The organism is Streptomyces sp. NBC_00239 (genome assembly GCF_036194065.1).
GTDB lineage: Bacteria > Actinomycetota > Actinomycetes > Streptomycetales > Streptomycetaceae > Streptomyces.
Genome location: NZ_CP108095.1, coordinates 8,038,098 through 8,061,070, shown reverse-complemented (window position 1 = coordinate 8,061,070; position 22,973 = coordinate 8,038,098). Strand labels below are relative to the sequence as shown.

At 72.5% G+C, this 22,973-nt stretch carries 17 protein-coding genes; 8 read left to right on the top strand and 9 right to left on the bottom strand.

All coding sequences use genetic code 11. The features are described 5' to 3' along the window. Positions 1-53: 53 nt before the first annotated feature. A complete protein-coding gene (locus OG764_RS35595) occupies positions 54-494 on the bottom strand; it encodes a hypothetical protein (RefSeq protein WP_328972476.1) in 441 nt (146 codons plus the stop codon). A gap of 98 nt (positions 495-592) precedes the next feature. Further along, positions 593-1,039 (bottom strand): hypothetical protein, encoded by a 447-nt coding sequence (locus OG764_RS35590; RefSeq protein WP_328972475.1) that lies wholly within the window; start codon positions 1,037-1,039, stop codon positions 593-595. Between the two features lie 302 nt (positions 1,040-1,341). Here OG764_RS35590 and OG764_RS35585 point away from each other — a divergent pair, with 302 nt between their 5' ends. Continuing rightward, positions 1,342-5,109, top strand: a complete 3,768-nt coding sequence (locus OG764_RS35585; protein ID WP_328972474.1) for an nSTAND1 domain-containing NTPase — start codon at positions 1,342-1,344, stop codon at positions 5,107-5,109. 126 nt (positions 5,110-5,235) lie between these two features. Here OG764_RS35585 and OG764_RS35580 read toward each other — a convergent pair whose 3' ends face one another. The 3 genes from OG764_RS35580 to OG764_RS35570 all read right to left on the bottom strand — a co-directional run bounded on the left by OG764_RS35580 (position 5,236) and on the right by OG764_RS35570 (position 7,328). Then, positions 5,236-5,799 (bottom strand): dihydrofolate reductase family protein, encoded by a 564-nt coding sequence (locus OG764_RS35580; protein ID WP_328972473.1) that lies wholly within the window; start codon positions 5,797-5,799, stop codon positions 5,236-5,238. 84 nt (positions 5,800-5,883) lie between these two features. Next, complete coding sequence (locus tag OG764_RS35575) at positions 5,884-6,612, bottom strand: dienelactone hydrolase family protein (RefSeq protein WP_328972472.1); 729 nt, start codon at positions 6,610-6,612, stop codon at positions 5,884-5,886. Positions 6,613-6,890: 278 nt separating this feature from the next. Beyond that, a complete protein-coding gene (locus OG764_RS35570) occupies positions 6,891-7,328 on the bottom strand; it encodes a DUF6223 family protein (RefSeq protein ID WP_328972471.1) in 438 nt (145 codons plus the stop codon). A gap of 197 nt (positions 7,329-7,525) precedes the next feature. On the opposite strand from OG764_RS35570, the gene OG764_RS35565 reads away from it, so the two are divergent. Continuing rightward, positions 7,526-8,653 (top strand): sensor histidine kinase, encoded by a 1,128-nt coding sequence (locus tag OG764_RS35565; protein ID WP_328972470.1) that lies wholly within the window; start codon positions 7,526-7,528, stop codon positions 8,651-8,653. Then, positions 8,650-9,312: a response regulator transcription factor gene (locus OG764_RS35560; protein WP_328972469.1), complete on the top strand. Its 663-nt coding sequence runs from the start codon at positions 8,650-8,652 to the stop codon at positions 9,310-9,312. The genes OG764_RS35565 and OG764_RS35560 overlap by 4 nt, the downstream gene beginning before the upstream one ends. A gap of 308 nt (positions 9,313-9,620) precedes the next feature. Here OG764_RS35560 and OG764_RS35555 read toward each other — a convergent pair whose 3' ends face one another. The 4 genes from OG764_RS35555 to OG764_RS35540 form a co-directional block, all read right to left on the bottom strand. Beyond that, positions 9,621-12,848 carry a S8 family serine peptidase gene (locus tag OG764_RS35555; protein ID WP_328972468.1) on the bottom strand — a complete coding sequence of 1,076 codons (3,228 nt, stop codon included), beginning with the start codon at positions 12,846-12,848 and terminating at the stop codon, positions 9,621-9,623. Positions 12,849-13,238: 390 nt separating this feature from the next. After that, positions 13,239-14,006: an ATP-grasp domain-containing protein gene (locus OG764_RS35550; protein ID WP_328972467.1), complete on the bottom strand. Its 768-nt coding sequence runs from the start codon at positions 14,004-14,006 to the stop codon at positions 13,239-13,241. A 230-nt stretch (positions 14,007-14,236) separates the two neighbouring features. Next, positions 14,237-15,949, bottom strand: a complete 1,713-nt coding sequence (locus OG764_RS35545) for a YVTN family beta-propeller repeat protein (RefSeq protein WP_328972466.1) — start codon at positions 15,947-15,949, stop codon at positions 14,237-14,239. A 328-nt stretch (positions 15,950-16,277) separates the two neighbouring features. Continuing rightward, positions 16,278-17,264 (bottom strand): NAD-dependent epimerase/dehydratase family protein, encoded by a 987-nt coding sequence (locus tag OG764_RS35540; protein ID WP_328972465.1) that lies wholly within the window; start codon positions 17,262-17,264, stop codon positions 16,278-16,280. A 282-nt stretch (positions 17,265-17,546) separates the two neighbouring features. On the opposite strand from OG764_RS35540, the gene OG764_RS35535 reads away from it, so the two are divergent. The 5 genes from OG764_RS35535 to OG764_RS35515 all read left to right on the top strand — a co-directional run bounded on the left by OG764_RS35535 (position 17,547) and on the right by OG764_RS35515 (position 22,929). Further along, positions 17,547-19,262, top strand: a complete 1,716-nt coding sequence (locus OG764_RS35535) for an FG-GAP repeat domain-containing protein (RefSeq protein WP_328972464.1) — start codon at positions 17,547-17,549, stop codon at positions 19,260-19,262. Between the two features lie 157 nt (positions 19,263-19,419). Continuing rightward, a complete protein-coding gene (locus OG764_RS35530) occupies positions 19,420-19,671 on the top strand; it encodes a hypothetical protein (protein ID WP_328972463.1) in 252 nt (83 codons plus the stop codon). Next, positions 19,668-20,645, top strand: a complete 978-nt coding sequence (locus OG764_RS35525) for an ATP-grasp domain-containing protein (protein WP_328972462.1) — start codon at positions 19,668-19,670, stop codon at positions 20,643-20,645. The genes OG764_RS35530 and OG764_RS35525 overlap by 4 nt, the downstream gene beginning before the upstream one ends. 562 nt (positions 20,646-21,207) lie before the next feature. Next, the gene (locus tag OG764_RS35520; protein WP_328972461.1) at positions 21,208-22,254 is read left to right on the top strand and encodes a serine hydrolase domain-containing protein; all 1,047 of its coding nucleotides are present in this window, start codon (positions 21,208-21,210) and stop codon (positions 22,252-22,254) included. Positions 22,255-22,467: 213 nt separating this feature from the next. After that, a complete protein-coding gene (locus OG764_RS35515; RefSeq protein WP_328972460.1) occupies positions 22,468-22,929 on the top strand; it encodes a hypothetical protein in 462 nt (153 codons plus the stop codon). Positions 22,930-22,973: the final 44 nt, after the last annotated feature.

Here is a 22,973-nt window from a genome sequence, read left to right as displayed (position 1 = left end):
GTACCCGGGCGGGCGGGCCGGACTGGTCGGGTCGTGCCGGAATCCGGATGGGATCACCGGCAGCCGTCGTTGAACCTCCGGGTGCCGATGTACAGCTGGCCGGCGTTGTTCATGTCGACGGTCGAGCCCGTCGCCTGGACGGAGCCGACGGTGTTGCTGGCCCACACGGCACGGCCGGCGGCGGTGTAGATGACGAGGTTCCCGTCGGTCTGGTAAGTGGCGTACGCGCCGCCCGAGTTCTCGGTGTGGGTCGCCCAGCAGACACCGAAGTACCGGCCGTACTCGACCAGGTTCCCGTCGCTCTGCATGATCAGCTTGACGTGGCCGGTGCTGGTGCTCCGCTCGATGAACTGCCCCGCGTTCAGGGTCTCTCCCCGGCTGAGGTGGTCGCCCGAGGCGGCAGCCGCCGAGGCCGTGCCGGTGAGGCCGGTCATCGAGACGGCGGCGACCGTTCCTACGGCGACTGCGTGCGCGAGCAGCTGACGTATGGTCATGAGGGAATGCTCTCCTTGGTTTTCGGGTGGCCCGCCCGCGGGTTTCGCGCCGGCGGACGGTGAAGACGGGTTGGGCTCCAGGGCATGGTGGCGGCTGCTCAGCAGTCGGGGACTCCGGGCACCCGCTGCCAGTTGTCGCCCTGGGCGATGTAGGTCGCCGGCAGGTAGCCCCAGTAGCCGGGGCCGCCCTCCACGCTCTCGTCGGCAAGGGTGAACAGCCACCAGTCGTTCTGGTTCGCCGATCCGTCGGCGTTGTGGGTGACCGGGTTCTGGTGCGCAGGGATCCGGATCTGGCAGGTGTACCAGTTGCTGCCGGCGTACATCCAGCTGTGCTGCGAGGCGAACGTCCGGCCGTAGACCGGCGCCTTCTGCCAGCTGTCGCAGTAGTAGACGGTGTTCACCACGTATCCGGACGGATACACCTTCGGCTCGTAGCGGGCGGTGCAGCTGACCGATGCGGCGCCCGCCGGGGTCGCGGTCCCCACGCACGTCGCCACGACGGCGAGCGCAGTGGCGCCGCATGCGACAAGTCGCTTCAGTTTCACAGGTGTTCCTCCGCAGGAGTCCGGATGTGGCGGAAGGCCGGTCGGTGACGTCCGGGACGTGCCGTTCACGCTTCGGCCCCTGCCCTCTGCAACACAACTTCGCCCCTCAGGGGTTTGTCCGACAGGGACGGGGGCGCCGGACAAACAACGCCGGACAACGCGGGCGCGCCCCGGCGGGGGAGGATCCTCACGTAGCGGGGCTCTAGCATGGCCGGGGTTCGTCAATGCTCGATGGGCGGTCGTGTCTCGCGACGTGCGGGCGAAGGCCGTTGGGGGGTGTCGTGGGTCGTCTCGAGAAGCCCGTGGATCCGGAGGCTGGCGCGGTCCAGGAATTGGCCTGGCAGTTACGGCAGTTGCGGCAGCGGGCAGGGAATCCGGGATATCGGGCGCTGGCCAGGCGGGTGCACTTCTCGGCGAGCACGCTCGCGGATGCCGCCAGGGGCGAGCGGCTCGCCTCGCTGGAGGTGGTCCTGGCCTACGCCGAAGCATGCGGCGGTGACGCCGACGAGTGGCGCGCCCGGTGGTCGGCGGCTGCCAAGGCCCGTGCGGCGGCCGGCTCCCGGCAGCCCCTACGGAGCGGCACGGACGGCGCGGACGGCGCGGCACAGCCGGAGGACTGCCCGTATCAGGGGCTGGCGTCCTTCCAGCCCGAGGAGGCGGCGCGGTACTTCGGCCGCTCGGAGCTCGTCGGGCGCCTCGTGGCCAGGGTCGAACAGCTTTCGTTCGTCGCACTGTTCGGGGCGTCGGGCAGCGGGAAGTCCTCGCTGCTGCGGGCCGGGCTGCTCGGTTCGATCGCCGCGGACCCCCAAGCGGCGGGACGCTGGCGGATCCTGCTGATGACGCCGACCTCGCATCCGGTCAGGGAACTCGCCGACCAGGTGGCGAAGGTGTGCGGCGCGGACGTACAGCGGACGTTCGACGACCTGTCACGGGATGCGGCCGCCCTCGATCTGGCGGTCCGCGGCGCGCTGGCCGCGGAGCCGCCGGAGTGCCGGGCCCTGCTGGTGGTGGACCAGTTCGAGGAACTGTTCACCCTCTGCGCGGACGGCGGCGAGCGCGCCCGGTTCATCGGGCTGCTCCTGGACGCCGCCCGCGGGCCCGGGCGCCGCACCACGGTGGTGCTCGGCGTACGCGCGGACTTCCTGGCCCACCTCACCGAGCATCCGGGCCTGGCCGAGGCGCTGGAAGACCAGGCACAGCTCGTCGTCGGGCCGGTGCCGGCCACCGGGCTGCGGGAGATCGTCGTCGGGCCGGCCGCCCGCGCCGGGCTGCGGGTCGAACCGGAGCTGCTGGTGACCGTGCTCGCCGACGCGGCCGGGGAGCCGGGCTCACTGCCGCTCGTCTCGCACGCCCTGCTGGAGACGTGGGAGCGGCGTTCGTCGAACTCCCTGACGCTGGCGGGATATCAGGCCAGCGGTGGGGTGCGCGGGGCGATCGCGCAGACCGCCGAGCGGGTCCACGATCGGCTCGGCCCGGAGGAGCAGCGGACCGCCCGCAAGATCTTCCTGCGGCTCACCGCGCTCGGGGACGGCACCGAGGACACCCGGCGTCCCATCGCCCGCACCGAACTCGACGGCGTCGCGGACCCCGCGGTGGTCGCCGGTGTGCTGGACCGACTGGCAGCGGCGCGCCTGGTCGTACTGGGCGACGGCACGGTGGAGGTGGCCCACGAGGCGCTGATCCGGGCCTGGCCCCGGCTGCACCGATGGCTCACCGACGACCGGGCCGGTCTGCTCGTGCACCGCGGGCTCACCGAGGCGGCCCACGCCTGGCAGTCGTCGGACCGGGAGGGCGGGGCGCTCTACCGGGGCGGGCGGCTGGCAGCCGCCCGTTCCTGGGCGCAGGAGCACCCCGGGCACCTCAACGAGTTGGAGGAGGCCTTCCTCGCGGCGGGCAGTGCCGCGGAACGGGCCGAACAGGACGGCGCCCGGCGCCGCGCCCGCCTCCTCAAGGGCCTGGTCGTGGGCATGGCCCTGCTCCTGACGCTCGCCCTGGTCAGCGGGTTCGTCGCGATGAACCAACGCAGCGACGCGCGCCGCCGGCAGCAGGCCGCGTTCGCCGATCAGCTCTCGTTGCAGGCCAGGAGCCTCCTCGCCACCGACCCGGCCATGTCCGGACGGCTGGCGGTGGAGGCGTACCGCCTGCATCCGGACACCGAAACCGCCGGCGGACTGCTCAGCGCCGCCGCGGCGCCCCGGCCGGCCGTCCTCAACGCCGGCGGTCCGGCCGTCTACTCACTGGCGTTCAGCCCGGACCGCTCGGTGCTGGCTTCGGCGTCCGTCGACGGAACGGTCAGCCTGTGGGATCCGTCGCGGCGCGTCCTGGTCGCGACCCTCGGCGGGCACGCCGGACGGGTCACGGCCGTGGCCTTCAGCGGGGACGGCACCCGGCTCGCCTCCCTGGCGGTCGGCGAAACGAACGGAACGGTCACCGTCTGGGACACCCGCACCCGCCGCCAGGTGAGACGGCTGACCATCGAACGCGCCTCGATGGCCATGGCGTTCAGCTCCGACGGCACGAGGGTCGCCGTCGGCACCGACAGCGGCGCCATCGCGCTGTACGACCTCGCCCGCCCCTCGGGGGAGCCGTCCGCGACGCTGCGCGGGCATCGGCACGCCGTCCTGTCCCTGGCCTTCAGCTCCGACCGCCGGTACCTCGCCTCTGCGGCATCGCAGGAGGGTGCCCTCGTGTGGGACACCACCACCGGAGCGGGGAGCGCCCTGCGCGGCGCCGAACACGTCGACGCGGTGGCGTTCGAGCCCTCCGGGCACCGGCTGGCCGCCGCGGCCGACGACCGGGGGGTGTACCTGTGGGCCGACGGGGATCTGACCGCGCCCGCCACCCCGCTCGACCTGCAGGGTTCGTTCGGTTGGGTGATCTCCGCTCCCGTCAGCGGCAAGATCGCGGTGGCGGACGAGAGCGGCACCGTCACGCTGCGGGACCTGCGGGGTGTCGAGCCTCCGCAGTCCTTCCGGGACCGGGGTCGTGTCTCGACCATGGCGGTGGCTCTGAGCCGCGACGGGTCGCTGCTCGCGTCCGCCGGCTGGGACGGCGGCATCGTGCTGCACGACCTGCGCAACCGGCCGTTCGGCGGGTTCGACGCACGCGTCAGCGATGTCGAGGTCAGCCCGGACGGGCGGACGATCGCGTCGGCGGGCAGCGACGGGCTGGTCAGGCTGTGGGACCGGGCCGGGAAGCCGACCGGTGTGCTGGGAGGGCATGCCGGCGGCGTCGAGGCCGTCGCCTTCAGCCCGGACGGACGCCTGCTCGCCGCCGTGTCCCGCAGTCGCACGCTGACGATATGGGACACGGCGCGGCGGCGTCTCGTCGGCCGGCCCGTGCGGATTCCCGCGGTCGGCGCCTCGACCGACGTGGCCTTCGCTCCCGGCGGCCGCCACCTCGCCGCGGCCACGCTCGGCCCCCACCTGTGGGAGGTGAGCCGTCCGTGGACGCCCGCTCCGGTGCCTCTGAAGAAGGCGCGCCTGGCCACGGCGCTGGCGTTCAGCCCCGACGGGCGGCGTCTGCTGACCACCAGCGTCGGCGGGTTCGTCAACGTGATCGACCTCGCGGCCGGCACGCAGACGGACCGCTTCGACACCCGTCAGGGAGTGGTGCAGGACCTGGCATTGAGCCCGGACGCCAGGATCCTCGCCACGGCCGGCGACCGCCGCACGATCGCCTTGTGGGACATGGCGACGCACAGCAGGCTCGCGGTGCTCGACGGGCACAGCGCCCCTGTCCAGGTCCTCGCCTTCAGCCGGGACGGCCGCACCCTCGCATCGGCCGGCGACGACCACACGGTGGTGGTGTGGGACGTCGGCACCGGCCGCCGCCTCGCCACCCTCACCGGCCACACCGGCACGGTCCGGGGCCTGTCGTTCACCGCCGACGGCGACCTCGTCTCCGGCGGGCAGGACGGCAGGATCATCCGGTGGTCCCTCGACACGGCCACGGCCGCCGCACGGGTGTGCGCCGCCGCCGGACGCGGCCTCAGCCGGGACGAGTGGGCCGCCTACCTGCCGTCCCTCCCGTACCGGCCGGCCTGCGACGGCGGCACCACGACGCGATGACCCCCGGGCCAGGCGGCCGGGCTGGTCGCGACCCCGCCCCGGGTCGCCGACGTCCGTTCCTCCTTCCGAGGGCTCGGCGGACGAGGCGACTAGCGCTGTGACCGGGAAGGTTCACCGGTCACAGCGCTAGCGCGCCACGCGGTAGCGGAGGTAGATGACTTTCGAGCGGAAGGTGCGGGTCTCGACGAGCTCGAGATCCACCCGGCGCTCGTGCCGGGGAAAGAACGGGATGCCTCCGCCGAGCAGTACCGGGCAGACCACCGCCCGGTACTCGTCGATCAGATCCAACGCGGCCGCCTCCGCGGCGAGAGTGGCGCCGCCGATCGCGATGTCGCCCTCCCCCGGCTCGGACCGCAACCGCTCGATCTCCTCCGCCAGGCCGCCGGAGGCCAGGCGGGCGTGGCCCTGCACCGCCGACAGCGTGGAGGAGAACACCACCTTCGGGAGCGGATTCCAGAGCGCGGCCCACTCGAGCATCGCGTCGTCGAGCGACGGATCCTGGTCGGCGGTCTCCCAATACAGCATCGTCTCGTACAGCCGTCGTCCCAGCAGATGGACGCCGACCTCTCGCGTCTCGTCGATCCAGAAGCGGAAGACCTCCTCGTCGGGCTCCGTCCAGCCGAAGTCGCCGTCCGGCCCGGTGATGTAGCCGTCAAGTGAGACGCTCATCGCATAGGTCACGCTGCGCATCAGAAGCCCTCCTCGGTAGCGGCTTCGACAGTACGACCGCCGTGCCCCGCGGGACTCGTCGCGACGCGCGGGGACCCGGCCGAATCACTTCAGGTGCCGGTCCAGGAACCGGCACCCGTCCTCCAGCTCGAACCACGGGGTGCCCGTGTGCCCGCCCGGATTGGCGTGCAGCGTCTTCTCCTTGGTGCCGAAGGAGTCGAACAAGTCCAGGGCCCGCTGCCGGGGGTTCCCCTCGTCGTCCCACTGCAGCAGGAACAGCAGCGGGATGGTGACCTGCCGGGCCTCCTCGCGCTGGGCACGGGGCACGTACCCGCCGGCGAAGAAGCCTGCGGCCGCGATGCGCGGCTCGACCACCGCCAGCCGGATGCCGAGGGCGGTCCAGCCCCCGGAGTACCCGACCGGGCCGTCGATCTCGGGCAGCCCGAGGACGGCGTCCAGAGTGGTTCGCCATTCAGGGACGGCGTTTTCGACCAGCGGGCCGATGAAGGACTCGAAGATGTCGTCGACCGGCTCACCGGCCCGCATGGCCCGGCGGAGTTCGGCGCGTGCCTGCTCGTCGGCGGCGGAGCGGGGACGGTCACCGCACCCGGCGGCGTCGATGGTGGCCACCGCGTAGCCGCGCGCCGCGGTGTACCGGGCCCGGGCCACCAGCCGGGGGTCCGCCCTGGGCAGGCCGTTGTTGTGGGCCATCAGGACCAGCGGGACCGGTGCGGCGGATGCGGGCGGCGTCCACAGGGTGCCGGGGATCTCGCCGAGGGTGAATTCGCGCTCGAGGACGCCGTCGTCGAGACGCTGTTCGGAAGTGACGTGCATGGTCGTGCCTTTCGGGAGTGCTCAGAGCGGCGCTCCCGGACGACCTGCCTATCGCCCGACCGTGACCCCGGAGGGGAGCACCCATGTCGATACTGCGTTCACGGGTACCACCTCCTCGTTCTCTCGCACGGCCTCCGAAACGGTAGCAGGGGCCGCCGTCTCCGCCCACCGGTTTTTGCACCGGCTCCGGGGACCGACGCCACACGGCCGCGCACGCAAAGCATGTTGCGCATCTTGTGCGCGACCGGCGCGGGCACCCGTTCTCGGCGCAGACCCGACTACGCGCTCCGCTGCAGTCGGCCGGTGCGGCGGGAGCGGGACGCGGCCCGCCCGCCGAGTGCTGTGCCGATCAGCCCCAGGAGCAGGGCCACGTAAGCCCCGCCCAGCCCGTTGCCCGTGCCGAGGCCTCCGTCGGCGGTGGCCGCGACCAGCCCGCCCAGCGCGATGCCGATCAGCCCCACCGCCATGGCCGTCACGGCCCCGAGCAACCCGTTGGCAGTGCCGAGCCGACCGGCGGGGCGGGCCAGTGCCAGTACGGCGATGACCACGGCGGCCAGCCCCAGCAGCCCGCCCGTGGTGGCCCCGAGCCGACCGAGACCGAAGTCGTAGACACTGGCGGCGACAGGATCGGCCGAAGCGTGCGCTGCCGCAGGTGTGGCAAGACCGAGCCCGCCGAGGGCGGTTGCGGAGGCGGCGAACAGGCGACGAGCAGACATCAGGGTGCTCCTTCTCTTTCCACGACTGGATGCGGTTCGAGCATGTCGGCCCGACCCGTGGAAGGTCGTCCAGCAGGCGCAGACACTTCGCGCTACCACGGACGCGGCAGTTGCCGCGGAACTACTGCGCGCGTGGTAGTCGGCCCCTCGTCCGCGAGCGGGATTCGCCCGCGGCGGGGACGGGTTACGGTGCGCGCATGAGTAAAGGACGGTTCCGTGTCCGGGCCGGTATCAGGGACGGGCTGATCGCCGTCGGCGTGGCGGCGGCACTGCTGGCGACCGGTCTGTCGGGGCATCATTCCGCAACGGGCCTCGGCCTGCTCGGCTACGTGCTGTTGGTGGTCGGCGGCCTGGCGCTGGCCGCGGGCCGCCGGGCTCCGGTGGCCGTCCTCGCCGTCACCGGGCTGTGCGCGGTGGGGTACCAGGCGGCAGGGTTCGACGTGGCGGCCGTCGCGTTCCTCTTCGCGGTGTACGCGGCCATGCGGGCGGGACACCGCATCGTCACGGTGGCGGCGAGCGTGGTCGTGCTGGCCTCCCTCCCCCTCGCTGCCCTGGTTTCGGGTCTGCACGACACGGGCGAGGCGTTCGCGCAGGCCCGGGGCGCCCTCCAGATCGCCTGGCTCATCGCCGCCGGCGCCGCCGGAGAGGCGCTCCGGCAGGCCGAGCAGCGGGCAGACGAAGCCGAACGTACTCGCGAGGAGACCGCGCGGCGCCGCGCCGACGAAGAGCGGCTGCACATCGCGCGGGAGTTGCACGATTCGCTCACCCATCAGATCTCGGTCATCAAGGTGCAGTCCGAAGTCGCCGTCCATGTGGCCCGTAAGCGCGGCGAGCAAGTACCTGAGGCACTACTGGCGATCCGGGAGGCCGGCCGTGAGGCGTCCCGGGAGCTGCGCGCGACCCTGGAGGCGCTGCGTGACGACGACAAAGCCCCACCCCGTGGGCTCGACCACGTCCCGGAACTGGTGGAACGGGCCGGCAAGAGCGGCCTGCGGGCGACGTTGACGATCGGGGGACAGCGCCATGACGTGCCGATTGCAGTGGGCCGGACCGTCTACCGGATCGTTCAGGAGTCGTTGACCAACATCGCCCGCCACGCGGACGCCGGCACGGCGTCGGTCCGCATCGACTACCGGCCGGACGCCCTCGCGATCCGCATCGACGACGACGGCAGAGCCACCCCGGACAGCGCGCCGCAGCCCGGCATCGGGCTCGTCGGGATGCGCGAACGCGTCACCGCCCTCGGAGGTCACCTGCGGGCAGCGCCCCGCAGCGAGGGCGGCTTCACCGTCCGGGCCGAACTCCCCCTGGAACGAGCCTCATGATCCGTGTCCTGCTGGTCGACGACCAGCCTCTCATCCGCAGCGGCTTCCGCGCGCTCCTCGACCTCGAGGACGACATCGAGGTCGTGGCCGAAGCCTCCAACGGTCGGGACGGCCTGGACCTCGCCAGGGAACACCTGCCCGACATCGCGCTCATCGACATCCAGATGCCGGTCCTCGACGGCATCGAGACGACCCGGCGCATCGCCGCGGACCCTGCCCTCGCCGGAATGCACGTCGTCATCCTCACCAACTACGGCCTGGACGAATACGTCTTCAACGCACTGCGCGCCGGCGCCGCCGGATTCCTCGTCAAGGACATCGTGCCGGAGGACTTCCTGCACGCCGTGCGCGTCGCCGCACGCGGCGACGCCCTGCTCGCGCCCTCGATCACCCGCAAGCTGATCAACCGGTACGTCACCCAGCCGCCCCCCACCGCCACCGGCACGGCGTTGGAAGAGCTGACCAGCCGCGAACGCGAGGCCGTCGTCCTGGTCGCGCAGGGCCTCTCCAACGACGAGATCGCGGACCGGATGGTGATCAGCCCCCTGACCGCGAAGACCCACATCAACCGGGCCATGACCAAACTCCAGGCCCGCGACCGCGCCCAGCTCGTGGTCTTCGCCTACGAATCCGGCCTGGTGAGGCCCCACAACTCCTGACGACCGGCAACGGCCGCGCCGATGTCACCCCCGTCCTTACGCGGATGCCCCGACGCAGCCGGCCGCCCGTCTCCGGCCATCGGGACGGCGGTGCTCGAGGGCACGACCCTGCCGGCCGCGACCCAGGAGCTGGTGAAGCCCCGCGCCCGGCCAGTTCGCGTAACGCGCCGGCGTCGGTGTCGCCGCCCCACGGGGAGGCGGCCGGAAACGGGCCGTGCCCCGGACCGCATGGCGGTCCGGGGCACGGCGGCTGCTCAACAGCGGCTGGTCAACGGCGGCTGGTCATCTGTGGCGGGCAAGGCCGCCGGTCAGGGGGTCAGCCGGTATGCGTTCACCAGCGTCTCGCGCAGCGTGTTGCCCGCCTTGTCCCTGACGTCCACCCGGTACGAGACCGCCTTCGCACCCGCCGGATGGGCGACGGTCGCCGTGTACCGACCGCCGGTACCGGCGGTGACGGGGACCTCGGTCCAGGCTCCGCCGTCGTAGGAGACGGCCACCTTCAGCGAGGCGAGTGCCCCGGGCCGGGCGGCCGCGCCCGCGAGGTTCAGCGGTACGGTCAGGCTGCTGCCCGCCTTGGCGGTCCCGGACAGCGAGAGCGCCGGCGAAATCCGTACGGTGGACAGGGGCAGCACCTCGTTGCGGTCCTCGGGGACGTGCGCGGAGGTGAACCCCCAGACCGCCGTGACCTTCGTACCGATCGCGGTGTCCTTGGGCGACCGGCTCGCTTCCATCGTCAGCTTGTACGCGGCGGACCCGGCGGGCACATCGGCGTACAGGGCGCCCGCATCGCTCCGGGCGAGGATCCGGCCGCCGCTCTCCAGCCGGCTGAAGCCCTGCGTGGTCTCCGACTCCCCCGGATGCCCGGCGCCGTCGGCGAAGAGGCCGACGATGGCATTGATCGAGTCGCCGTTGCGGGAGGCGTACTGCGAGGAGTCCGCCGCCAGGTCGGGGCCGAAGACCCCGGCGGCCAGGGTCAGGGTCCGGCTCTTGCCCGCGGTGGGCACCAGGTCGTTGGCGTAGTAGGCGAGACGGGGATTGCCCGCGGCGTCCAGCTGCCGGACCCGCCAGTCCCAGTGCAGGCCACCGGCCGTCACGAAGGTCCTGGCCGTGTGCGGCAGCGTCACCCGCTCCTCGCCGGGCTCGACGGCGAAACCGTCCGCCCCGCGCGGGGTGGCGGTGAGATCGCCCTTGGCGCCGGGCACGGACGCACCCACACCGAGCTTCACCTCGGCGAGTTCGGCCTTCGTGGTGGCATGGGCGAGTCCGGTGAACCAGCTGCCCGTCCGGTTGAACGCCAGCCGGTAGACGGCGCCTTGCCCCTGACCGGCCCCGGCGGGTGCCTTCCAGACGCCGCTGAACTGGGCGCCGAGTTCGGGCGCGGCCGGCCCGAGCGCCGCGCTGCGGAACGTGGACTGGTCGGTGACGCTCCAGGCCCCGGACAGATCGGTGGGCGTGTAGCCGTATCCGATCATGGCGCCGACGGCTTTGGCGGCCGGGTCGGGGGTGGTGACCGCGAGGGGCTTGGCCTTGCGGGCGTCGAGCGCGATGGTGGCCTTCCCCTTCACGTCGAGGACGGGCTGGACGAAGACGGCGAAGCGGTTCGCGCCGTCGAAGACCGTGCTCTCCAGCGAGTAACGGCCCTTGGGCAGCCGTACCGTGGTGCGGCCGCCGCCGCTCCCGTCCACCGCGGCCCGGAAGATCTCCCCGGTGCCGTGCCGGGTGAACTTCGTGCTGTAGTCGCGGGCGCCCTTCCCGTCGAGGCGGGTGTGGGCGAGCGTGAGGTCGTACGCCTCCGTCTCCCGGACGGCGACGAGCCCGGTGCGCACGGACTGGCCGCCGCCCGAGGCCAGCACGCTGCCGCCGAACGCGCCGTCGACCGATCCCTTGCGGAGGTCGACGGTCACGGTGGTCCGTGCGGTGCCTCCGGCCGGGACGGTGAGCTGCGCGTCCTTGATGGTGAACATGCCGGCGGGGGCGGGCCGGCCCGCTGGGTCGGTGCCCTGCGGGGTCAGCTTGAGGGTGACGGCCTTGGCGGCGAAGTTGCGGTAGGTGAGGGTCCGGGTGACCGTCTTGTCGTCGCCGTGCGGCCACTGCTGGGTGCCGAAGGCGAGCGAACCGGGCTCGGAGACGGCGCTCGCGGTCGAGGCCCGCTTCAGGTCGACCAGGCCGGCGCCCTGCCGGTAGGCGTCGAGCAGCGTGCTGGGCTTGGCGGATCCGGTGAGTACGGACTTGAGGCGGGCTCCGGTCCAGTCCGGGTGCTGCTGGAGCAGCAGTGCCGCCGCGCCGGCCGCGTGCGGGGCCGCCATCGAGGTCCCGCTGTTGGCGACGTAGCCGGTGCCGCCCGGGGTCGGCACGTCCGTGGATTCGGCGGCGGTGATCTCGACGCCGGGGGCGGTGAGGTCCGGCTTGGCCACGCCGTCGGCGTTCGGACCGTAGCTGGAGAAGTCGGCGATCACACCGCTCTTGTCGACCGCGCCCACGGTGAGGGCCGCCGGGGCGCTTCCGGGGCTGGTGATGGTGCCGGGGCGGCCGGTGCTGTTGAGGTTGCCGGCGCTGGCGACGAACAGGGCACGGCCCGACAGGCGGGCCACGGCCTCCTCCATGAGGTCGGTGCCCTGCTCGTCCTGGCTGCCCAGGCTCATGTTGACGACCTTGGCCCCCTGGTCGACCGCCCACTGCATGCCCGCGATGATCCCGGAGTCGGGACCGCCCTCGGCGCCCGCCAGGACCTTGGCGTCCAGAATCCGGGCGCCCGGTGCGACGCCCTTGTACCGGCCGCCCGAACGGGCGCCGGAGCCGGCGATGGTCGAAGCCACGTGCGTGCCGTGGCCGTAGGTGTCCCGGTCGTCCCCTGGGGTGACGAAGTTCTTGTGTGCCACCTCGACCCCCTTGAGGTCGGGGTGCTTCTCGTCCACGCCGGTGTCCAGGACGGCGACCTTGACGCCCTTGCCGGTGAACCCGTTCTGCCACATGGTGGGCGCGCCGATCTGGGCGACGCTCCGGTCCAGCGAGGGGCGCACCAGGGCGTCCAGCCAGACCCGCGCCACGGGGCCGGCGCCGGCGGCGTATCCGCCTGCGGCGGGGGTCCCGGTGCCTCGGGCGACGGCCGCCCAGAGGGCCGGGGTGTCGGACTTGCGGGCGTGGAAGGCCTCGCCGCCGACGGCGGGCAGTGGGGTGCGGTGGCCGGCCACGGCCGCGAAGGGGTCGCCGACGGCACGCGCGGACGGGGCGGCGGAGGCGGAGGGCGTGGTGGTGGAGGGGCCGCCGGGGCGCTGGTACTCGACGATCAGCGGCAGCGAGGGCCGGTGCGCGTCGTCGTACCAGTCGGCGACCAGCCTGGTGATGTCGAACAGGCGGCGGTCCAGCACGCCGCGGCCGATGAGGGCGAGGGCGTCGAGCGGGATCGCGTAGCTGTGCCCGGCCTCCCGCTGCAGGGAAAAGGCCGTCTTCTCGCGGCCCTTGGCGCGGATGACCCGGCGCACCGTGCCGTCGCGACCGGCGACGACCCGGTCGCCGGTGATCAGGGTGACGGTCACGGCCGGCCCCTCACCCCGCTGTTGCGCGGCTTTCTGCTGCCGCGGCGCCGCCGGCTGAGCGTCGGCCGCTGTCATGCCGGCGACGATTGCCCCGGCCGTCGCGACGGCTATGGCCGCCGCTCCCGCCCTTGATACGGATCGCACCTGTTCCCCCGGTCACACGTGTGCCTGTTGCTGTCGGACGTATCACGCGATCATGAGGAAATCCGGTTCCCGGACAAGACGACAAATCTCCGGAACGTCCGAAAACCCATGCGGCTCCAGCCCCGGATGCGTCGCGCACGCCCCTGGAACGGGTGGCCGCCGGGCCGGGAGTGGGACGAGGGGCGTCTCGTCACGAACGGACCGGATGGGGGTTCTGGAGGAACTGCAGGTACTGCAGTGGGTTGCTCATGCTGCCGCCGACCCGCTCAGGTGCCGGCGGTCCCGCTCGGCGACCGCGTCGATCGGACCGGCAGCGCGGAGCACCACATCGAGGACGCGGTCCGGCTCGGCAGCGTAACAGTGGGCGAACCAGGCCATGTTGGCCTCCACGACCGCCCAGCCGCCGTCGGCGAGCCGGCCGACGTCCAGGCACACCGCACTGGGAAGACCACCCGCCGCGGTGTCGAGGACGGTGTGGCCGAAGGCCCGGGCCTCGGCGTCCAGCGGCGCCGGGTCGAGGCGTCCGTGGACGGCGTAGCGGCTGCCGGTGACGACTTCGCCGTCGAGGACGAACAGGCGGTACTCGGCGGTGAACTCCACCACCCCGCTCACCAGGACGGGCGTGGAGCCGTCGAGCGCGCCGGGCAGGCTCGTGCCGTCCGGGTGGACTGCGGCGGGCAGCAGGTCGAGTTTGGCCGACGGCGGCTTCACGAAGGCCCGCTCCCGCAGCCCCCGGGCCTCGGCGAGGGTGGTGAGCCGTACCGAGCGCCGCAGGAGGGAACCAGGCAGGTGCGTCAGCCAGTCGTCAGCCGGCTCGAGCAGGCCGAGGCCCAGCGCGCCGGCCAGTCGTGCGGCCGCGCGCGGGCCTCCGTACCAGTGCACCCGGCGCCCTTCGACACCCCCCGCCCGGTCCACCACGTCGAACCCACGCCACGCCGCCGCCCGCGCAAGGAGTTCGGCGGTCGAGGTCCGGGGCGCGGACAGGAGAAGGACGGGAGGGGTACGGGCTTCCATATCGGTGAGCCTAACCAACCCGCCACGGACGAACGCGTACTGCGCGAGCACGGACGGCTCCGCGGGCGGCGGCCGACAGAGCGCGGCCGGTGCTGCACGACCTGGTGGTCGGCGCCGGGCTCGGCGGGCGGCCGGTGACCTGCCGTGGCAGGTCACCGGGTCGCGGTGGGCGGTGCATCCGGCCTGCCATCGTCTGCCGGACTGCGCAACGGGCTCGCCCCGCAGGCGCGTCAGGGGCAGGTGACCAGGACGATGGAGAGGGCGGTGCAGGTGACGGTCGCGGTGTCGTTGGCCGGGTTGGGGTCGGTGGGTGTCGAGGCGGTGCGCACTGCGGTGGCCTTGATCTGGCCGAGGGTCAGCAGGTGCAGGGGGACGCGGAACGACTTGCTCGCGCTCGCGTTGTCGGCGATCGTCCCGTAGCCGCAGGTGACCGTGGTGGCGGCGCTCGTGCACCCGGCGGACAGGTGGGTGGCGGACGCGCCGGGCGGGAGCGCGGCGGTCAGGGTCGCGGAAGTGACGGCGCCGGGGCCGGTGTTGTGGGCGGTGAGGGTGTAGGTCAGGTAGGGCACCAGGAGGCCCAGGGTCGGCCGGGTGGTGAGGTTGACGTCGATGTCCGCCGGCGGCGCGAGGTAGCTGTACCGGCCGGCCGCGGTCACCGGGCTGGTGCCGCCGGGAGTGGTGACCCGTACGTCGACGGTGCCGGCCGCGTGGGCGGGGGTGGTGACGGTGCAGGCGGTGGCGGTGCAGGTGACGCCGCCGGCGGGGGTGGTGCCGAAGGTTACGGCGGTGGCGCCGGTCAGGTTGGTGCCGGTGATCGTGACGGCGGCGCCGCCCGCTGCCGGGCCGGAGGCCGGGCTGACGGCGGTCACGGCCGGCGTTGCCGCGCCCACGCTCAGCACGTCGAGGGTTTCGCTGCCGTTGTTGACGACATAGGCCAGGGTGCCGTCCGGGCTCGTCGCTGCGTCGACGGGGCCGCCTCCGACCGATGCGTCCTCGGTGACGGTGTTCGTCGAGGTGTCGATCACCGACAGGGTGTTGCTGCCGATGTTGGGCACATACGCGGTCGTGCCGTCGGGGCTGACCGCCGCGCCCCCCGGGTTGGCACCGGTGGTGATCGTCGTGGTGACGGTGAGCATGGCAGGGTCCACCACGGACACGAAGTCGTCGTTGCCGTGACTGGCGTACACCGCCCCGGTGACGGGGTTGACCGTGACCGCGAACGGCTGGTCGCTCAGTGCCACGTTCGCGGCCACGGTGAGGGTGGCGGTGTCGATGACGTCCAGCGTGTTGTTGCCGGCGTTGGTGACGTAGGCGCTCGCGCCGTCGGGGCTGAAGGCGACGTCGCGCGGGAACGGACCGACGGCGACCGACGCGGTGACGGTGTTGGTGGCGGTGTCGATGACGCGGACCGACCCGTTGGGGCCGGCGGAGTCGACGACGTAGGCCTGGGTGCCCGCCGGGTTGACCGCCACCGTCTTCGGATCGTGGATCCCGCTGATGGTGGCCGTCACCGTGTTCGTGGCGGTGTCGACAACGCTGACCGTGGCTGCGCCCCGGTTGACGACGTAGAGGTGCGCGCTGTCGGGGGTGACCGCGAGGCCGGCCGGGCCGTTGCCGACGGCGATGGTGGCGCCGACGGTGTGGGTGGCGGTGTCCAGCACGGTGACGGTGTTGCCGGGAGAGCCCCCGAAGACACCGGAGTTGGTGACGTAGACGTGCTTGCCGTCCGGGGCCACGGCCAGGTTCTCGGGGTTCGCGCCCAGCGGCACGGTGGCGATCACCGTCGGTGTGACCGCGGCCGCCGGCGTGGCGCTCAGGGCGCCCAGGCCGGTCACGGCGAGGGCGAACGCGGCGACCACCGCTGTGCGGCGCCGTCTGCGGATGCGGTGCGGGCTGGACGTACGCTGCGGGCCGTGCGGGCGTAACTGGGTAATCGCGGACACGATGAATCCCCCCTCGAAGGCCGCGGCACGACGGCGGGAAGCGGAGGCCCCCGGGAACCGGCGGTGGCGCGGTCGCACAAGACGCCCCGTGCCGTCGGCGTCAACCACCCCCGCAGACGACAGGCGCGTCCCTCGTGCACCGTCACGGCGCCATCCGGCCGCAACAGCCATCCGACCCCGCCCGTCGAGCGGGCACAGAGAGTCGCCGACATCGTCCCAGCGAACCATCACCCGCTGCGGGAGAGCTTCGCAGTTGTCTCTTTCACATCATGTGATGACCGGTTCGGTGATCGGACTGACCGCTTGCATCGCCGGCAACCGGGAACCGTCAGCCGAGAGCGTCGAGCAATTCGCGCTCGCGCTGTGCGCTGAGCCCGGCCCGCCTTGCCCGGTCCAGGCCCTGCTCGCGTTCCCAGCTCAGCGTGTCGGCAAGCAGCTCCGCCCGGGGCCGATGGCGCAGCCCTGCGGCGCGCGCCGCAGACCCGTCCCGCGCCGAAAACCCCTCCCAGCCCGCTTCCACCATCCACATCGGCAGCGACTCGGCCCCCATGTACCCGGCCACACCGTTGGCGAGCAGCCATGCCGAGTCGGCGCTGATCACCGGACCGGTGTGCCCGCCGGCGGCGCGGGACAGCGCGATCCACTCACCGAACGGAACGACCGGCCCGACGGCGTCGTACGTGCCCACGGTCCCCGACTCCGCGGCGTCGAGCAGCCAGGCGGCGAGGTCCCGTACGTCGACCGCCTGTGTCGGCATGGCCGGTGCGTCGGGAACGAGCATCGGCCCGTGCGGGTCGCGCGCGGCACGGGCCACCCAGTAGCCGGAACGTCCGCTCTGATCCCCCGGGCCGCCGATCAGACCGGCGCGCGCGATGAGAAGGCGGTCGCCCACCGCGGCCGTCGACGCCCGTTCGCAGGCGACCTTCGCCTCGCCGTACAACGCACGGTCGACCTCGCTCCGTTCGGTCGGGGCGAGCAGGGCCGCGGACTCGTCCGCGGCCGGCGCGGCATGAGAGGCATACGCGCTGACGGAGGAGACGTACGTCCAGTGCCCGGCCCGGCCGCCCAGCGCGTCGAGCGCCTCACGAACGAACCCCGGCTGCCACGACACCTCGATGACCGCGTCCCATTCGCGCTCGGTCAGGGGCGCGTACGCCGCAGGATCACGCCGGTCGCCGGCCACCAGCGTCGCTCCGCCCGAGACGTCTCCGCTTGCCCCGCGAGCCAGGCACGTCACCCGATGACCGCGCCCGATCGCCTGCCGCGACAGCTCCCGCCCCACCCAAGCCGTTCCACCCAGAACCAAGATCTCCATCCCACCACCCAACCACCACGAACACGACCACCCACACGGGTTCGCCGACAGCAGACCCACGAGCACCCTCAACCGGCCGGCGCCTCCACGCACGGCACGTCCCTTCTTGATCTTCAGGCGCCCGAAAGGTTGTACGGGGACACCCTTCTTTCTTCCGGAGCCCGGTGGATAGCCTCCGAATACATTCCGGGGGTCCCTCCCGTGCGCCGACGTCACGCGTGCGGTGCCTGCCGACCGGCCGGCACTCCCCCCGGGCCGACCACGACCGTCCCTGGGGGGACCTTGAACTCCACGCGCACCTCGCGCCGCCACCTCCGCCGCGTCGCCGCCTGCACCGCCACCGCCCTGTCCGCCGGCCTGCTGCTGTCCGCGGGCCCCGCGTCCGCCGTGAACAGCGCGGACGGTGTGGAGCTGCCGCGCGTGCAGTTCACGCTGCCCGTGCCGGCCGGGGCGCCCACGGTCCCCGTCCCCGCGAAGCCCCGGACGGACATCGACCTCGACGGCAGGAACGACCTGCTCTACCGGTACGTGGACGGCTCCCTGTCGGTCCTGCCGGGCAACGGCGGCCCGGAGCGGCCGGCGGAGTTCGTCCGGCAGATTTTCGAGTACGCCAAGGAAGTCATCCCGATCGGCGACGTCCGGGGGGACGACCGGCCCGAGCTGCTGTACCTCCAGAACCAGATTCTCATTCTGGAGACGGCGGGGGGCTACGACGCCGGGTACCGGCAGTGGGCCGGCGGCGACTGGCAGCTGTACAACAAGGTGACCTCGCCGGGTGACGTGAACGGGGACGGCCACCCCGACCTGGTCGCCCGCACCCATTCCGGGGACCTGTACTTCTACGCCGGTACCGGACTCGACCGGGACCAGCCCTTCGCGCCCCGGGTCAAGGTCGGCGGAGGCTGGCAGGCGTACGACCAGATCGTCGGCGCGAACGACCTCGACGGCGACGGGCTCGGCGACCTCGTGGCCAGGGACGTCTCGGGTTCCCTCTGGTACTACAAGGGATCCGGCGGTTCTGCCCAGCCCTTCGCGGTGCGGGTGAAGGTCGGCGCGGGCTGGAACGCCTACAACCAGGTCGTTCCGCTCGACGACGTCACCGGAGACGGCCGCGCCGACCTCGCGGGCCGCACCCCGGCGGGTCAGGTCTTCCTGTACGCGTCGAAGGGCGACGGCGCCTTCGCCGCCCCAACCCAGCTGGGCACGGGCGCCGAGTACCTGAAGACCCTCGCGGGCCAGGGCGGGGTTCCGGACCACGGGAAGCACGCGCTCGCCGCCGCGAAGCCCGGGCACGACGGCAGGGTGGAGGTGTTCCGCACCCTCGCCAACGGCACCTTCCTGCCCGCGCAGGTGGAGTACACCTCGGTCGGCGACGAAGGCACCGGCTTCTACTTCGCGGCCACCGGGCTGAATGGGACGGACTACCCGAGCCTCGTCATGGACGAAGGTGTCCTGTGGGACCACGAGGGCCAGAGGGTCCTGACGGACAAGGCGGGCGCCTCGCTGACCCCGGGCGGCATCTGGCAGGCCCCGGGGGACCTCACGGGCGACGGCCGGGCCGACCTGCTCCAGGTGCAGTCCGGTGTCCTGTACCTGCACGACCGGGGCAGCGGCGGTTCCGGCTACGACTACCGCAAGACCTCGATCGGCAAGGGCTGGGAGGTCTACGACAGCCTCGTCGGCTCCGGCGACTTCACCGGTGACGGACGTGCCGACGCCGTGGCCCGCGACAAGAGCGGCCTCCTCTACCTGTACGCGGGCACCGGCAACGCTTCGGCGCCCTTCGCCCCGCGCGTGCTGATCGGCAAGGGCTGGGAGGTCTACGACCTGCTCGCCGCCCCCGGCGACCTCAACGGCGACGGGCGCGCCGACCTGGTCGCCCGCGACGCCGCCGGCGATCTGTACCGGTACTCCGCGACCGGTCTGGGCGGATCCACGGTCTTCGGACCGCGGGCCAGGATGAGCGGCGGCTGGAACGCGTACCGCCTCATCGGCTGAAGCCGGACGAACGCACCGGCCCGGGGAGGTAGTTGAAGGATCCACCAGGCCGTCCGTCGGCCGGATGCGGCGCGGAACCGGCGGTGGTTCAGTGGAAGGAGAAGCAATCCACAATCGGGACTCGGGGCGAGAGACACGATCGAGGGAGGCCGGGACCATGAGCGGCTTCAAGCTGGGCGAGCCTTTGGACCAGAAGCAGGACGGTTTCGCCAGCACTGCCCCGCCGGTGGTGTTCAGCACCCAGGCGACCGGATTCGTAGAGCTGAAGACACCGCAGGAGCTGCAGGCTTGGGAGGAGGCCCTTCGGACGACCACCGGTCTGGAGATCTCCGCCGCGAGCCTGGCCGGCCACGCGTGTGAGACGGGGTGCGGGCCCAACTGCTGCTCGGACATGTGCGACGCGGCATGATCCTGGCCCTGTCGTTCCACGACGACCTGCACGCCATCGCGGTGCAGCACGCAGTGCGCGGCCGGGGCGAGGAGTTCCACATCCTGGAGTGCGACGCGGTGAGCGGGAAGCCGGGCCTGACCTGGCACCTGTCCGGAACCACGGACGGCTCCGGCGCCTCGGCGTCGGTGCCGACGTCGGAGGGCCGGACGGTGCCCCCCGGGCAGGCGGAGGTGCTGTGGTGGCGCCGCGCCCGGGCGGACCAGCAGCTCACCATGTCCGCCGCCGCGTCGGACGGCGGGGGCTTCGGCGCGCAGCAGATCAGCTTGGTCAACAACGACTGCCGCGGAGCACTGGCGGGCATCCTTGCCGCTTCGTTCCATGGCGAGTGGATCTCGCCGCCGGAGGCGACCGACCGGGCCTCGGACAAGGTCTACCAACTGTGGGTGGCCCGGCAGGCCGGCTTCCGGGTCCCGCGGACGCTGATCACGCAATCACGTGACGAGGTGGTCGACTTCACCCGCGAGATCGGGAGGGTCATCGTCAAACCCGTCGTGGGCGCGCGGGGCCCTTCCCTGTACACACGGTGGATCGAGGACCCGCAGGCGCTGCCCGCGGAGTCCTTCGCGGTGTGCCCGGCGACGTACCAGGAGTACATTCCGGGCCGGCACCACATCCGGCTCAACTGCTTCGGCGAGCGCATGTTCGCGGCGCTGATCGAGACGGAGGAACTGGACTGGCGCCCCGATCTCAACGTCCCGATCACGCGGTGGCCGGTCCCCCAGGACCTGGCCCGGCAGGTCCGTACGGTGCTCGACCGGCTCGGGCTGCCGATGGGCGTGATCGACCTGAAGCTGACCCCGGGAGGGGAAGCCGTCTGGCTGGAGGTCAACCCGCAGGGGCAGTTCCTCTTCCTGGAGCCCCTCACCGGCGAGCCGCTGACCGAGCACTTCGCCGACTATCTGATCACTACGGCTGCGGCCGCTGCCCGGTGAAGGCTGCGCGTGGGGAGCGGCGCGTCCAGGCCGGGGATGCCGCAGCCGTACCGCGCCGCCTCCCGCGTCCACGCGGGGGTCGGGTCGACGAAGTACTGGACCTCACCGCGACGGTAGGCGTCGACGTCACGCTGAAGAGTCGCGCACCGGCACTGATCCGACGGGGCGACGGCCGCGGCTGCGGGCAGGGCCGGCAGACCGCAGACGACTGCGGTGGCGGTGGTGGCTGTGAGGGCGGCCGCACGGAGGCGTGCCTTGAATGCGTGATGGCTGCGGAACGGCATCGCGTTCGAGTACTCCCTCCGGCGGAGGCGGGGTGGGTGCGGGTGCGGGTGCGGGTGCGGGTGCGGGTGCCCACCGTACCGGCGGGACAGCGGCTCTTCGGGCGGCGCGCCGGGGCTCCGGTGGGGACGCGTACCGCACCCGCGCCGGCAGCGGTCCGTCGCGATCAGAACGCATAGCCGTTCGTATCGGCCGTGCTCCTCCTCAAGTCGCACGGTGGCGGCCGGAAATCATCATCCGGGCGCTGTGACAGGCGCTGGCCCGCCCGCAGGATTCAGACATGCACACGTCTCAGGATCTCGAAACGCTCGCCCGGAGGACCGCGGACGGCCTGGCCCGCAGGCACGTCTGCATCGTGGTCGCCGCCGTCGCCGGCGGGCATGTCGGGTACGCGGGGGCGGGCGCCACCGGCGGGCCCGGTGGCGGAACTCCGGGCCCCGGCACGCTGTTCGAGATCGGGTCGGTGACCAAGACGTTCACCGCACTGGCCCTCGCGCGGATGGCGGCCGCCGGCACGGTGGACCTCGACGAACCGCTGGCCCGTCTCCTCCCCGACGGCACGAACGTACCGTCGCGGGACGGGCAGGAGATCACCCTGCGGCACCTGGCCACACACACCTCCGGTCTGCCCCGGCTGCCCCGGGGCATGCTGCTGCGGGCGCTGCTGCGCCCCGGCACCCCCGATCCGTACGCCGGATGCACCGCGGACGTGCTGCTGTCCGGGCTGGCCCGTACCCGCCTGGGTGCCGCCCCAGGGCGGCGGATCCGCTACTCCAACCTCGGCGCCGGGCTTCTGGGACTGGCCCTGGCCCGCCGCGCGGGCAGCACGTACGAGGAGCTGGTCACCACCCAGGTGTGCGCGCCGCTCGGCATGTCCGACACCTTGCTCACCGCCCCCGACTCCCGGCCCGGCCGGCTCGCCCAGGGCCACGACAGGAGGCACCGCCCCACCCCGGCATGGCACCTGGCCGATCTCGCCGGGGCGGGCGGCCTGTGGTCGACCGCGACCGACCTGGTGGCCTATGTGCGGGCCCAACTGGAGGGCGGGCCCGCCGAGCTGGCGGAGGCGATCCGGCTGAGCCGCGAGGTCCGGCACCGCAGGAGCCCCTTCGCCTGGATGCACCTCGGGTGGACGGCCCACCGCCTCCACCGACGCCAGGGCGGCCACTTGCAGATCTGGCACGACGGGGCCACCGGAGGCTTCGCCTCGTTCGTCGGGTTCGACACGGAGACCGACACGGCCGTCGTCATCCTGAGCAACACCCGGCGTCAGGTCGACTCCGCTTCCTTCGAGCTCCTGCGCACCCTCCAGGGCGAGTTCGCCTGAGAGGCTGTGCGCCGGCAGCACACACAGGGGAACGCCTGACGGAGGGACATTCGTTGAGCGATTCACATTGGATCGCATCAACCCTTGAACTGTGCGCGAACTAGCCTGTCCCGACTTGCGATCAGGATCTGACGGTGCTGGCCTGGAATGAGCAGGGGGCGAAAAAGGGCCAACTCCGGCCCGCCTGTGCAGCCCCGCTACCGGAGGTCAACGATGGCACCCGTCACCTCTGCCCGCGGCCGACTGGCCCGAATCACGGCCCTGTTCGTGACGGCCGTCTTGATGCTGCCCCTCTCGGTCGCGCTGACCATCGTCTCCGCGACCCACGCGTCCGCTTCGTGCGTGGCAAATGCGTATTCAGGAAGGTGGCGTTCGTCCGATGACAGGCTGAGCCGGATCGACGTGTGGTCCGGAGAGGACTGCGGCCTCTATGTCAAAGTCTGGTCCACCTGCGAGTCCGACGCGTCACGTGACTGCAGTTGGGGATCGCGCCCGAAGGTGCTGGAGGGCACGCCGAATCCGAACTTCCGATTCGTCTCGTACACCTGGAACAACGCGAGCGAGGTTCTCCATCTGAAGCTGCAGAACAGCACCCGCATGTCGGTGTGGGACCACACTGAATACCACTCCGGCCGTGAGGTCAGCTTCACCGTGTGGATGGACAAGGACCGCTGAGGGCGTGCAGGACTGGAGCACTCCGCCCCGCGGACGCCCACGCG